This window comes from Arenicella chitinivorans (assembly GCF_014651515.1).
Taxonomy (GTDB): Bacteria; Pseudomonadota; Gammaproteobacteria; order Arenicellales; family Arenicellaceae; genus Arenicella; species Arenicella chitinivorans.
Map to the genome: position 1 here is coordinate 778,799 of NZ_BMXA01000001.1, position 13,779 is coordinate 792,577.

A 13,779-nucleotide genomic window follows, 5' to 3' on the forward strand; every position below is an offset into this window, starting at 1 on the left:
CGTCAGGATGTGTGGTAATAAACGCGCGGTCACAAAATGACCTAGCGCCACTCACCGCATTTCGCGCGTTCATCAAAATGAAAGGACATGTAAGTATCGTTAGCGGCGATACTACTGGTAAGTTTTGGCAGTACGTTCATAGCAGAACCAACCGTATTGACATCGACTTTCATCTCCGCTGTTTGAGACAGTTCGTACATGACTCGCCCGAACACGGGTCGTATGCGGAATTTATAAGGCTACATCATGGATCGAATTGATCGCTGCAGCAGGGAAGTAGTCGATTGTCTGACGGATGGCAATCACCTTTTTAGAGTGGTTTTAGTTCATAACATGAGGAGCAGGGCATGCTCCTCATGATTCGGATTTAAACTAGAACTTGTAACCGAGTCCCAGCATGTAAACCCAAGGGTCTACTGTAACGTCCACGGTCACTTGTCCGGCAGGGGAGTTAATCGTGGCGTCGGTATCCAAATCCAAACGCCAGACAGCGGCATTCAGAATCCAATTTTGATTAAACGCCACGTCAACACCGGCTTCCAATGCCAGACCAAATGAATCATCCAAGCTGATGTCACTGTCGCCTAGCGCAGCGTTTAGTTCGTCTGATGTTTGTTCAGAAAAGAACCTCGTGTAATTTACGCCTAGCCCAAAATAGGGTTGTACCGCGGCGTCACCAGCGCGTGGAAAATACTGTAGTGTTAATGTTGGTGGCAAGTGTTCCACGGTGGCGACCTTGTTGATGCCGATCCCTTTTGCTGAGACGTCGTGTTTAAATGGGGTCGCTGCGAGCAACCCAATACCGAGCACGTCGCTGAACATATAAGTTCCAGTAAGCCCAAGTTGCGTGTTATCGTCGACGTCGACGCTGGAACCTGAGACATTGGCGCCCGCCACGCGCACTTCACTGCTAGAGGCATCCGGGTTAGCGTTCGCAGCGCCCGCGCGCAGAATTAGGTCGCCGGCTTTATAGGCGTTGGCCGGTACCATGGGTAAGGCTGAGAGTAGGGCGGCAACTAGAATTGATCGCTTCATAATGTGTTTCCTCTGAAAGGTCTGGTTAACGTCGTTGTCAGGAAAAACAGTAATGCGAAGTGAGCTTGGCTGGCTTGATCTAGGTCAAGTTTCTTGCACGCATTCAACGCCTTAGCGTTATGTCGTAGATAAGCCAAAAGAATATATGACCATCTACATTAGCGTTTGAGCGGCGGCGCGTCATAATCGCAGGGTGCCGCTCATGGATCGCTATTTTAGGATTGTTACAGCGATCTGTTTGGCATTTTCCATATCAGCTTGTTTAGAATCTGCGAGCATCGGGCTTATACTCAGCTCGATATCGCCGGCCAAAACCTGCAAGGAGCCGCTGGACAGGTTCGACCAGTAAGCCGCGTCCCCAATACCTTTTACACGTTGGTTTTCGTTGTTTTTACGAATCAAGCGTTCCACCATGTCGTCGGCTGCGCTTCCGGCAACTGCCTTTTGTTCGTCAGTCAAACGCTCAGCGGCGCGTTTCTTTGCCGTCTCAATTTGTGCTTGTATCTGCGCCTCCGTTAAAACCTGCGGAACAAAGGTGTTTGCATTGCGCTTGCTTTGTCTGGCACTGATTGTGATTTGGTAATCCGTCATTCGTTCACGCATCGAAAGCCTTTCGCCTTCACCGCGCATCGATGCCATGGTGGCTTCGAGCACCTTCTGTTGGCGTTCCTCGGCATCTGGGCGTGGCCAAGTGTACGTACAGGTATAGGTTTCTCTGTATGAGGACGCCGCTTTCTCTGGCTCGCCCTGACCTGCGGTATAAGCAGCAATCTTCTCTGCCTCCAATATCTGGCAAATCTGCGCTTCAGATAAAAATGTACTGAATTTTGTATTGTTGCTGGCTACAGCGTCGAGGTGGTTTTGGTTATTCGGTGCTGTCGATTCTCTGCTGCAGGCAGAGAGTAGTGCGATCAGCGAAATACAGATAATTATTTTAATCATAGCGTGTTTTTCAACTTGAATGTCTTGGTAGTTAATCGACGAAGGAAACAATTCTACGGCGCGGAATCGTCCGGTAGAAGTAGCAATGCTGATGATTCCTCCCTAGAAAATGACAAGATGATAAGAGGGATTTCATCGAGAGTTGGAGTACCGGTGCGTGGTTTTTGTGATTTACCATTAAGATTAAAAAATTTATGATAAACATAAAATAAATATTGAAATAGGTAAAATAAGGCGTTATCGTAGTAACATGGATATTCGGATCAATTTAGACGTAGAGATGGCGAAGAAGAAAATTTCGCTTAAAGAGCTTTCGCGGCGAATCGGCATTTCGACCACCAATTTGTCGCTTCTGAAAACCGGCAAAGTTAAAGCGGTGAGGTTTTCCACACTCGCTGCATTGTGTCGGGAACTTAATTGTCAGCCAGGAGATATCTTAGAGTATGTCGACACATCCGAAACTGTTGAATGAATCAAATTAACTGGAGTAAACCAATGCAAGATTACGACTATTTGTGGCCCGGCATCGCAGCCGCATTGCTCGCGTTTTTATTTCCCGTCTACTGGCTGAGTGAGTTTCTATCAGGTATCGATGGGCTCAGTCAGTCAGTGAGCCACAACATCCAAACCCTAAGCCTGAGCGATGCCATATTTGTGGTGTTAGCTTTGCTTACGATTTATGTCTATCTAAGCCTCAGGCGAATTTTGAACGATCAGTTAAATTTCAAAAAGGTAGACATCCTGATCTACCTAATGATTGCAGTGAATATTATTTTTCTGAGCACAATTTTCTTCGACATTTGGACTTCGATCGCGTCAGATCACAGTTTTCGTGTGGTTGAACCGACACTGGTGACACTGGCAATCGCCATCGGCGTAGGGAGCTTGATCGTGGCCGGCATACTCGACATTTTGCTGGCAATCATCCTATTACGCAGTAGTACTGAATTACCGCTCATATGGCGAGTCTTCGCGGTACTGACTTTGGTGCAGGGTGTCTTTGAACTGTCAGTGATATTCCATTTCGTTGTGATAATCGTGTTTCCAGCCAGTCTAATGGTCTTGGCAGCGGCCTTCCTGCGAAAACCTGAATCCGTTGAGTTGGTTTAGATTATGTTCAGGCAATATACTTCCAAGGTCCTTAGTTCTGTCCTCGTGATTGGCTTCTGCGTCCCCGCGGTTGTGATGGCATTGGCCGTGGCTTGTAATGCCGAGGCATGCCTCGAGACGCAACTAAGCGGGCTGTGGCAGGACGCTGTCGTGTTGGCAAACGGTCTGCTCGCACTGTGCCAAGTGCCAAGCACATCGATCAAAGACACCAATGTGCAAACCTGGTTGGGATCGTTGACCGCTGTGCTACAAATTGAACCGCAATTGGCCGGGCATATCAGTGAGTGGTTAAAGCGATATGTGCAGCTGTTTATCCTGGTGACCTCGGTTACTTGGCTGTCGCGAAATTGAGTCAGCCGGTTGGCTATGCGGTAGGTCTGATCACCAGCCACAAGGTCAAGCCCATAAACAAGGTTACGGTGATATTGACCCAGATCGCGCACACGCAAGCCAAGATCGCCCGCACCAAGGGGTTGTAGCTACCATAGCCGAGCAGTTGCCAGTACATGAGTAAATTCATTAAAAGCACTGGCAAGACAGAGAACGAGTAGAGCATTACGTAGTGCTCAAACGCCAATGGCAACAAGCCGACCCAGTCAATGAGCAGTATTGCGTACAGGGTACTTAAGGCCAACATGAATGTGGCCACAACCATATGTTCAGCGAAGTTTAGTTTAAGTTGCCTGGCGAGCAGCCAAGGCAAGATTGCCGCCATTGGCACGCCAAACAAATACAACAAACGCTGGTTATACAGAACGGTTTCTACTTTGCTGCCGTCGAACCCTGTGAAGCCAGGGTTCTGGCGCAGTGACGATTCAAAGGCATGTGAAATAAACGTCACCGGGGAGTTGGCGGATAAGCTCCAAATCAAGGCCTCAACCGCGAGTAAAACCAGTAACAAACCGATGAAGTTAAAATAACGCTTACGCTGACCACATAAATAGTCCATGGCGAGATGACCAGGACGATAGAGAAGTGAGATGCAGGCTGCTAAAAAGCCACGATTGAAATTAAAAACGCCAGACAGGAATTCCGGCTGAAATGAACGCTTGACGGTTATTCGATTTGTCGCAGCGGCCTGACCACACTCTGGACAATAATTGCCTTCATATTGGGTCGCGCAATTTAGACAGTTGATCATGGGTGGGCTGGTGAACTTGCTAGCAACTTAGATGGTCTGAAAACAGTAAGTTAAGCACAGCCATCCTGGATTAGCCAGCAACGCTCGTGATCCTCTTCCACGGCATGACGGCCTCGGAAGTCCACCTAAGCTGTCTGCCAAACAAGGGGTTCAGCTTAGGTCGTATTCAGTCGTTAAGCTAAACAAAAAGCGTTTAATTTATTCCCATCCAAATCTCGGAAATAACCTGCGTAAAATCCGCTGGTTGCATCGGCTGGTCTGAAACCGGGTTTCCCCTCGTCCGTGCCGCCGAGTTCGATGGCCTTCGCATAAAAGGCATCCACTTGTTGTGGCGACTCCATTAATAGGGCCACCATAGTGCCATTGCCGACCGTGGCGGGCTCTTGATTAAATGGCACGGATACGGCGACCGAAGGTTGTTCTGGGGAAGGTGCCCAAGCGACAAAATAATTTTCTTCCTCCATAAAGCGTTTGATTCCAAGTGAGCCGAACAATTCGTCGTAGTATTTTACTGCGCGGGGAAAATCGTTTGTGCCGAGAGTGACATAGCCAATCATTGCGTGTTCCTCGTTGTGTGTTAAAGAGCTGTATAAATATACAGTATCATGTCACGAGTCAAGTGATTACTTAGATTTTTTTGCAAGCGCGGCCGATTTCAGAGCAGTCTTGAAGTGTGCGTAATCCGGCGTGGTGGTGTGTGGCTACGACTCGTCGTCGGTTTCAACGTTATCGGACTTGAGTGACGCCTCGAATTCTAGGTCATCGCGCCAATCGTCGCGCATTGCGGTCACTTGGTTGCGTTGAGCTTGCCGTTCAGAGGTGCGGCTGCGCTCGTGCACACCGGCGCGTCGTTTCGATGCGGCACGTGCAACCGGGTTTCTGGGCACTATTGTGTTGTCTATTTTTCGCGGCATGTTGATTCCTGACTGGGCACTATAAATTTGTGGGCAAGTTCGATTTGTCCTTAAGCCCTAGTAGAATACAATAAATGGTTGCCCCGACCAAAAAGTGCGACGCCCCTCATGTTGTAAAAAGCCGCATTCAAAGTGGCGGCAATTGGAGGGTCATTGGTTTTCGTGGAACCAGTCTTAGAGGTCCAGTCTTAGATTCGCGGCCACTTCTGCGATGAGTGTTTTTGGTACGTCGTGTTCTTTAGCTAATGTTGACCAATGGCTGAGTTGTTCTATGGTTTGGTCAAGCATGTGGTCGATGGTGCGGCGGGTAAATAGCGAGCTCAGTTCTGCAAACGCGTAGAAATCCTGGCGATCAAACTGATCGCGTTTACCGTTGATCGTCATCCAGTGGCTGTTCACCCATTTGCTGCCTGCCTTGTAGCTGTATGCTATGTCATAGGCGGGTGCCAATTGCCAGTGACCATCTTGACTTAAGATGAACGCGAAGTTTTTGGCATGATCATCATGGTTGCGAGCAACCACGTTGAAGACCATGCGGCGAAATAACTGCATGGCGTCGTTGGCAGACAGTCTCAGCTTGCGAGCCAACGCGAATAATTCTGCATACGAGTAACTGCCTGGCTTTTTGTAATTTACGTGATCCATGCCATTTAAGGTCTGCACGTGCCGTTTGGTGTTACCCGAGCGATCAAATCGAGCGGTGATAAAATGTCGGCGGTTACCTTCGGCCAACAATCGACAAGGCATCATGTCGATGTCACAGTGTTTTGCCATGAGCGCATAAACAAACTCCATCGCACCGTACCCCATGGGGTCGCCAAAGGTTTCTCGATCAATGCGGTGCTCACTGACGCCGTCGAACTTCATTAGGTAATGTGTAAACCCAGAAGGTATGTCGGTTTGACCCGAGCGCACTTGAGTGAAGTCTGAATTAAATGCCAATACCGCTTTAGGTCGAGCACCACCGGCACTCATACCGACCGAGAGTAAAGCCAACATGGCTTCTCGGTCTTCCTGGCCGCTGACGCTTAGGTTCACTTCGAACTCGCTGCGTGAATCTAAGATATCTTGAGCGATACTCACCAAGGTGTCGATTTCCACTTGCTGAGACGTGTTTAGGCCCTTGAGCCGGGTGGCAGGGAGGTACTCAAGGGCGCCCATGCCACGTCTGCCGGTGAACTGCAGGCGTTGCAACGGTGTGATGCTGCTAGGCTGTCGTCCTTGGCTGGCAACCCAGGCATTGAGTACCGCATTACCAAAATCGTCCGGCAGTGAATCGGCAATCAGGCCCGGCAGTCCATAAAATGGGGCATCGCGTAGATTCGGGAAGCTGTAAATTCTGCGCGCAAGCGGCATCTTAATAGGCGATAACTCCACGCCCCGGCGAATCGCCTCGGGCGTGTACTCGAAAGCACCAACGCCGGTGTCCGAATCATAGCTAACTGCGCCTATATCGACGCCATCCAGGCTGACTCTAATGGCTTCCGTTACCATGAGGATGAGCCGGTATCGTCTGGGTTCTGTTTGCCGGAAGCACGTTGTCTGTGCTTACCTTGCAACTTAGCAAGTTGTAGCGGTGAGATGTTCGTGGATGGAATCATTTGTTGCAGATTGTCGCTTAGACCGAGTGCAACAAGTAGGGCAACAAAGGTCTCAAGCTGGGTTTTACCTTTTTCTGCATTCAGCACCGATCTCCGAGATACCCCGGCCAGATCGGCAAGCTGTGCCTGAGTGACGTCTTGATTTAAGCGAGCCTGTTTGAGCCGCTCGCCGAGCATCTGAGAAAGTACCTTAACTGATTCCATATAAATATAATGTACATTAATTTGTATCTAAATATCATTATATATTATTGTATACGTAATATTGCACATTAAATGATTCTAATCTAGAGTTTGAGTAGTATAAGCCGCCTAGACTGAGTCGCTGACGCGGCAAATAGCGCAGTGACTCTGCCAAATTTATCTTGCTACCTCGGTTACAATTAGGTAACGTGTTTAGAACAAATGGGGGATTGATTCTGTGGGGGGATCATCAGGCCGGAAACTCTTAAGTTTTCTTTCGACCATAAAGTCTTGAGAACGATTGAGTTGGCCGAGCCACATCGTTAGTGGGTTGGTGCGCTTCGCGCCTGATTCTGATTTGTGGTCAATTGCGCAAGTTGTGCGCGACACGCCAGTTGGCGTCTCTACTGATTACTCAATTTCCCTTATTGTCATCATCCAGCTGTGTCTGGATGCTGTTTGATGGTGGTCGAACATAAATCCTTTGGGGGGAATAAATGAGAGACAGTCGACTTTGTGGCGGTTTCACACACTGTGCTAGCGCACTTTCTTTTCTGATGCATGGCCTGGTTAGGCTTGGTATCGTAGTTGGCTTGATTGGAGTGTCGGTAAACCTAGCCAATGCACAAACTTGTCCTGCCAACAGCTCGCCAGCCAGCTTTACTTGGTCGAGCAGCCCAGGTACTGGCAATGAATGGCTCGCCACCAACAATACCGACGGTGTCAGTCAAAATTACACGGTGAATTATACCGATGGCGCGGGTGATCCCCAGTCGGTCATTGTTACGGCGACCTTGGTTGACCCGAATGATCGTAACTTTGATTCTAATTTTGTCTGTCCTCCAAATGTGACGTCAGTGGGTGGCACTTGCGATAATGATCCCGCTGGTTTGAATATCAATACTGAGACCAACGGGATTTATGGGGCCAACTTTTTAACCATTGGTATGGCTTCGGCGCAATCGTCCGATGTGGTCGGAATTGAGTTTTCGTTCTCAGAGCCGGGGTATGTCGCCAGCATGGAAATCGCTGATATCGATGATGTGGGTTATAACGCCACCAACAACACGGTGCCGGTGTCGTCTTTTCAAGACTCCGTCATCGTAGACGCGACATTGGCGGGATCAAACGTGCCCGTTTCGATATCCGGGGTTGGAAGTAATGTTACGGTAGCGGGTCAAACCGCCACTGCGAACTACGTCTCGGGAACTGCCGGCGGTGTTGCGCCAACTGATCCGGTGGGTCAGATTACACTCGGTGCGGCAAGCTTAATCGATACCTTCACTGTTAGTTACTTTAATGGGCCAGATGATGCCGCGGCTGAGTCCGGCGCTGGCGAACCGGCACCACACGGAGAGAGCGACGGCCATGCAATCCGCATGAGTGGTTTTATCTTTTGCGCGGTTGATGAGCCAGCATTGACGGTAACCAAGACCTCGAGCGCGGCAGGCACGCCAGTCAACCCAGGTGATACCTTGACCTACACAATCGCTGTGAACAACACCGGCAGTGGAACCGCGAACGATGTGGTGGTGAGCGACGTCTTACCGGCGGGCGTGACCTATGTGGCTGCCTCAGCGGAAAAAACGTATCCCGGCTTTATCCCTGGCAGTTTTACGCACAACTTTATTCCGTTTCAAGTGTTTACTACGACACTGAATCAAGTGTACGACACGACACCGGATTTGCCAGCAGGCGCACAAATTACCGCGTTCAGCTACGCATCAACTGGGTCGACAAACGACTGGCTCAGCGACATTCGTTTAGACGTGAGCCTGCCAAACGGATCGAATTTCGCTTTCGGGACAGGTACATACGGTGGCAATGGCCCTGGAAATTGGAATGAGTCTGATGGCCCGAATGCGGAGACTGGAACGGCTATAGGGAACTATACATTTGCGTGGCAGGATACTGTTGCAATTGGCGGTACGTCCAATTCGGTTAGCACGATGAGTTTCACGATAGAGTACGAGGCAAGGGGATCAATTACGGATGTGGCTGGCGCACCACCGAACCTAGTTACGGCAGGAGACAACGTGGATTTAGAGCCGGGTGAGAGCATGACCATCACGTTTGACGTGGTGATTGACGATCCGGTTGCTGCGGGAATCCAAGAATTCGAAAATATCGCTTCCGCGACGTCGGTTGAGATTGTAACGCCGGTGCAAGGCTCAGTGACGGATAGGCTGGCCAACGGTGATATTTCTGGCAGTGTGTTGGCGGATACGGATTTCGACGGACTCGGTGACGCACCGCTGTCTGGCGTACAAATTTTGCTTTACACCGACCCCAACGGAGACGGTGATCCAAGTGACGGAACCCTCGCGTTTAGTGCGCTGACCGATGGCAGCGGTGCCTACAGTTTTACCGACGTTCCGCTGGGTGACTATGTTCTGGTGGAAGTTGATCCGGCAGATTACCAGTCCGTGAGCGATAGTCAGTCAGTTGATTCCGATACTGCGGCGAACAGCAACACTAATAATAATCAGATTCCAGTTTCGGTGAGTTTGGATGAGGTGGATGCGAACAATGATTTTGTTGACTCGCAAGCCTCAAATGTCAGCGGCACGGTGTGGTTGGATCAGGACCGCGACGGGATTAACGATCTTGAAGAAGCTGAAATCAGCGGTGTGATCGTCAATCTAGTCAATGACCTTGGAGTCGTGGTTGCCACGACGGTGACGAATTCGGTAGGTGGCTACCTGTTTGAAGGAGTCGCCGCTGGGGAGTATACGGTGGCCGTCGATGACCCGACGTTGCCGGCCGGGTTGACCAATACAGCCGGACCGCTAGGGACGGATCCGCGTGCAGTGACCGTGACTGGCAATAGCACGGTGAGTAATGTCGATTTCGGTTACGTTACTGCCGTGGGTACGGGTGCGATTGGTAACTTTGTGTGGGCAGATGCCGACGGTGATGGCATCCAAGATGCTGGGGAAGCGGGACTGGGTGGAGTCACGGTTCGGCTTTATGACGCTGTGGGTGTGCTGGTCGATACCGTCACCACTCAAGCCGATGGGAGTTACTTGTTTACCAATGTTGCTTATGGCGACGATTACACCGTACAGATCAGTGACCTAGATCCTGCTTTGACTGGGTTCTCGCCGACTGTTGGTGCGCAAAGCCAGGGTGCATACATCAGTGCGCCGGTGAGCCTAACCGCCACCGGCAGTGCTGTTACCGACATTGACTTCGGCTTTGACAACGCTGCGCTGAACACGATTAGTGATGCCATCTGGTCAGATATTAATGGCGATGGCGTGCGCGACGTGGGTGAGCCTGGCATTTCTGGAGTACAGGTGGTTTTATATGCCGACGGTGATAATAATGGCATTCCCGATGACGTAAATGGAGACGGGCAGCCGGATGTGTTAACAACCCTAGCGTCAGATTTGAACGGTGAATTCAGTTTTACCGGATTGAATGATGGCACATACTTAGTCGGCCTGAATGACGTCAACGGGGTTCTAATCGGGCTAGACCCAACCACCGCCGATGCAGCCGCAGCTTTGTCAGACCCAGTTAGCGTCAGCGGCGGTGCGAGTGACACGCAAACCAGTTTTGGCTTCAACGATGGTGGTAGCCTCTCAGGGGTGGTTTACAGCGATGCCGGTAACGACGGCGATCAGAGTTTTGGGGAACCTGGGCTGGGTGGCATTTCAGTCACCTTGCTGCAGGATGTCGACGGGAATGGTAGTTTCGAAACCACCGTTGGCACAGTGTTTACGCAGGCTGATGGCAGCTATGAGTTCGACGGGTTACCACCAGGGGACTATCAAGTGGTGGTAGCCGCACCGGCAGGTGTGCAAACTGAAGATCCAGATGCCAGCTTGAACAGCACACATGCTGTCAGTTTGGGCATTGGTGACAGCGCTACTGAGCTGGATTTCGGTTACTTTAACGCGGCCTTGAATGACGTGTCTGGTACGGTGTTCTTAGACACTGACAAAGACGGGGTTGAAGACATTGGTGAAAGTGGGTTTGCCGCTGTGTCGGTCAGCTTGTCCAGCGTGCCTGTGGATGTGATTGATGGCACACTGGACCTCAATAATGACGGTGTGGTGGATGCCAATGACGACGGGGCTTATCTCGGGTATGCCGTCATAGATGGCCAACTCGATATCAATGGCGACGGCGCTATTGACGTCTTGGATGTGGGCGCAGTCAATGGCGTGAACGTAGTCGGAGGTCTGCTTGATATTGATGGGAATGGCCTCGTATCAGGCGCGGATTTAGCCAACGATGACGGGCTGCTCCCCGCCGTGAAGTTGGCAACGACGACCACCGATTCCAATGGCGATTATAGTTTTGGCGGTTTGCCTGATGGACGATACCAGGTTGCCGTAACTGATGATGTGGGCTTGGTATCGGGCTACGATATGACAAGTGGCCTCAACCCGCTGCCAGTGACGCTGGCGGGAGCTGATGTGACCGACTTGGATTTTGGGTACATCAATGACTCCACCACTGGGTCGATTAGCGGTGAGCTTTTTGTTGACGCCGCAGACGCGTCTGGTGCGACCAATGGACTTGCCGAGGAGTCTGAGTTGAATTTGTCCGGTGTGGACGTCTATTTATGTGATTCTCCGATCAGTTCCCCGCCTTGTGACCCAACCGACCCCGAGTTTGTTGCACAAACTACGACCGACTCGCAAGGCGAGTATGTGTTTGCTGAGTTGGTCGCAGGTGCCTACACAGTCGATGCCAACCCGGCTGATGTGCCGACCGGTCTGCAATTGACGGTCGACCCAGCGGCGGTTGCCTTGTCCGAGGGCGAACACGTTACGGAAGTTGATATCGGTTACGAGCCGGCAACGGATCGTGGCCTATTATCCGGCTTTCTCTGGGTTGATGTGGATAATGATGGCATCTACGATGCCGGCGAGGCTCCCTTGAGTGGCGTTACTGTTAATGTCTATGACACCTCAACAGCAACCGAGGCTAACCCGCAAGGTGATGTCATCTTGACCACGACCACGGACGAGGATGGAAACTGGATGATTTCGGATATTGCCGGGCTTGATCTGATCGATGGCATGATCGTTGGTTATGCACAGGCTGATATTGATACGGCAGCGGGTGGCGACCTCAATGAGTCGCAGCCGACCAATATGCCATTAGGAACCTACAATTACTTTCCGATCGATCTGGCCAGTGATGCAGACAATGCGATCGATAATCTCAACTTTGGCTTCAATCCCGAAATTGGGACGAATCTGGGAAGCGTGTCTGGCACGATCTATTCCGATGCGGACGCCAACGGCAGCTACGCATCTGGGACGGATGGAGAGTTGCAAGGGGTGACACTTAACTTGGTCGACAGTCTGGGTAATGTGGTCGCGACAACAGTCACCGATGCGCTGGGAGCGTATTCATTCACCGGCCTGCCGGATGATGACTACACCGTGGTGATTACCGATGTTAACCGTGTGACGAGCCAACTCAATGCGTTAGAGCTTATTCCAACCCCGATATCTATCGCGGGTGGTGCGGATATAAGTGGTGTCGACGCCGGTTATATCTCGGATGTACGCCTTGGTTCGATCGGTAATTTGTTCTGGTTTGACGTCAATGGTGATGGCAGTAAAGATGATTCAGAGCCAGGAATCTCGGGAGTGACAGTTCAATGTTGGTTGGATGCTGATTTGAGTGAGACTGCCAACAATCCATCGCTGGTCACCAATGCGCCGGCACCGGGTGTGGATAATTTGATTCGTACCGTGCAGACCGATGGCAACGGGGAATACTACTGCACCAGCTTGCCAACGGGGCAGTACATTGTCGTGGTGGTTGACGCCGCGGGTTACGATGAGGTGGATGATGGCACGCTGGTGACAGGCGGCTCTGGGAATGGCGTGGCCAAACCTTGGACATACGCACTCACCACCAGTTCGCCCAACTTGACCGCTGACTTTGGTGTGACAGGCAACAATGAGGTGAGCGGCACGATCGTGATTGAAGATATTTCGCTGGTTGAGCCAGATGACAACGGCACACTTGAGGCGACTGAGTTGGATGGTACCCCTGGTGGCAATGCCGATTCGCCCGCCGGTGGCGTCACAGTCATTCTCTACGTGGAGCAGAACGGCGCATTGGTTAAATTTGCCGACACTACGACTGACAGTAATGGCGACTACAGTTTTACTAACTTGCCGGATGGGAGTTACCGTGTCGAGGTTGTGACTTCTGGGTCAGTGGTTGATGGCTTCGGCCAAACTGGTGACCCGGATCTGGCGAATCAGGTGCAGCCAGAAGATCGTGTGTGCGACTCACCAACCGCCGCAGTGTGTGACAACGCATCGCCGAACTACGCACTCTCGGGTGGCGTGATCCAAGCTGGGATTAATTTTGCCTATCAGCAAGATTTTGCCACCACACCCGTCACGATTAACTATCTGCACGCGGAGCGCAACGGCGACTGGGTGGATGTGATTTGGGAAACCAGCAATGAAGTTGGACATGCCGGATTCCAGATTTATGCACGTGAAGGTGATGGCTGGCGTTTGCTCACGCCAAAACTGATTGTCGGCCCGAGTGGTGATGCCATGCAGACGCGTCAGTATCGGCAAAGAGTAAAGACCACCGCGCGCTGGCTGTCGCTGGTGGATGTGTCGAATGCCGAAGAGGTGACTGCACACGGACCATTTAGTGCCGATCGGGATTACGGTGCGAGGATGGTAAAACCACCGGAGTTCGACTGGTCTTCGATCTCACCAACGCCGAAGAACAAACAGGCTGCGCGGTCGCACTTATTGCGCAAGCTCAAGCTGTTGAAACAGCAAGGAGATGAGTATTTTGGTGACCTTGATTCCGAACCCGCGTATGACGCGGTAAACCAATAATTGAGCAGGGG

General features: G+C 51.1%; 11 protein-coding genes. 4 read left to right on the forward strand and 7 right to left on the reverse strand.

Annotated elements, in window-relative coordinates; genetic code table 11:
* Positions 1 to 372: 372 nt before the first annotated feature.
* Together IE055_RS03460 and IE055_RS03465 are read right to left on the reverse strand one after the other, a co-directional pair.
* A complete protein-coding gene (locus IE055_RS03460; protein WP_189398587.1) occupies positions 373 to 1,035 on the reverse strand; it encodes an OmpW/AlkL family protein in 663 nt (220 codons plus the stop codon).
* A 210-nt stretch (positions 1,036 to 1,245) separates the two neighbouring features.
* Positions 1,246 to 1,977 (reverse strand): hypothetical protein, encoded by a 732-nt coding sequence (locus IE055_RS03465; protein ID WP_189398588.1) that lies wholly within the window; start codon positions 1,975 to 1,977, stop codon positions 1,246 to 1,248.
* A 250-nt stretch (positions 1,978 to 2,227) separates the two neighbouring features.
* Between IE055_RS03465 and IE055_RS03470 the strand changes: the two genes are divergently transcribed.
* From IE055_RS03470 to IE055_RS03480, 3 genes are read left to right on the forward strand one after another with little or no spacing between them, the layout of a single operon-like run.
* Positions 2,228 to 2,449 (forward strand): helix-turn-helix domain-containing protein, encoded by a 222-nt coding sequence (locus IE055_RS03470; protein WP_189398589.1) that lies wholly within the window; start codon positions 2,228 to 2,230, stop codon positions 2,447 to 2,449.
* A gap of 23 nt (positions 2,450 to 2,472) precedes the next feature.
* Positions 2,473 to 3,087, forward strand: a complete 615-nt coding sequence (locus IE055_RS03475) for a hypothetical protein (protein WP_189398590.1) — start codon at positions 2,473 to 2,475, stop codon at positions 3,085 to 3,087.
* 3 nt (positions 3,088 to 3,090) lie between these two features.
* On the forward strand, positions 3,091 to 3,438 hold the full coding sequence (locus tag IE055_RS03480) for a hypothetical protein (protein WP_189398591.1): 348 nt from the start codon (positions 3,091 to 3,093) through the stop codon (positions 3,436 to 3,438).
* A gap of 13 nt (positions 3,439 to 3,451) precedes the next feature.
* On the opposite strand, the gene IE055_RS03485 is transcribed toward IE055_RS03480, so the two are convergent.
* From IE055_RS03485 to IE055_RS03505, 5 genes are all read right to left on the reverse strand, one after another.
* The gene (locus IE055_RS03485) at positions 3,452 to 4,228 is read right to left on the reverse strand and encodes a DUF3667 domain-containing protein (RefSeq protein ID WP_189398592.1); all 777 of its coding nucleotides are present in this window, start codon (positions 4,226 to 4,228) and stop codon (positions 3,452 to 3,454) included.
* A gap of 173 nt (positions 4,229 to 4,401) precedes the next feature.
* The gene (locus IE055_RS03490; RefSeq protein WP_189398593.1) at positions 4,402 to 4,785 is read right to left on the reverse strand and encodes a VOC family protein; all 384 of its coding nucleotides are present in this window, start codon (positions 4,783 to 4,785) and stop codon (positions 4,402 to 4,404) included.
* Positions 4,786 to 4,929: 144 nt separating this feature from the next.
* Positions 4,930 to 5,142, reverse strand: a complete 213-nt coding sequence (locus IE055_RS03495) for a hypothetical protein (protein ID WP_189398594.1) — start codon at positions 5,140 to 5,142, stop codon at positions 4,930 to 4,932.
* A 174-nt stretch (positions 5,143 to 5,316) separates the two neighbouring features.
* On the reverse strand, positions 5,317 to 6,636 hold the full coding sequence (locus tag IE055_RS03500; protein WP_189398595.1) for a type II toxin-antitoxin system HipA family toxin: 1,320 nt from the start codon (positions 6,634 to 6,636) through the stop codon (positions 5,317 to 5,319).
* Positions 6,630 to 6,947, reverse strand: coding sequence for a helix-turn-helix transcriptional regulator (locus IE055_RS03505; protein WP_189398596.1), 318 nt, complete (start codon positions 6,945 to 6,947; stop codon positions 6,630 to 6,632). The genes IE055_RS03500 and IE055_RS03505 overlap by 7 nt, the downstream gene beginning before the upstream one ends.
* Positions 6,948 to 7,423: 476 nt before the next feature.
* Between IE055_RS03505 and IE055_RS03510 the strand changes: the two genes are divergently transcribed.
* Entirely contained in the window at positions 7,424 to 13,768 is a 6,345-nt protein-coding gene (locus tag IE055_RS03510; protein WP_189398597.1) for an SdrD B-like domain-containing protein, read from the forward strand.
* Positions 13,769 to 13,779 lie beyond the last annotated feature (11 nt).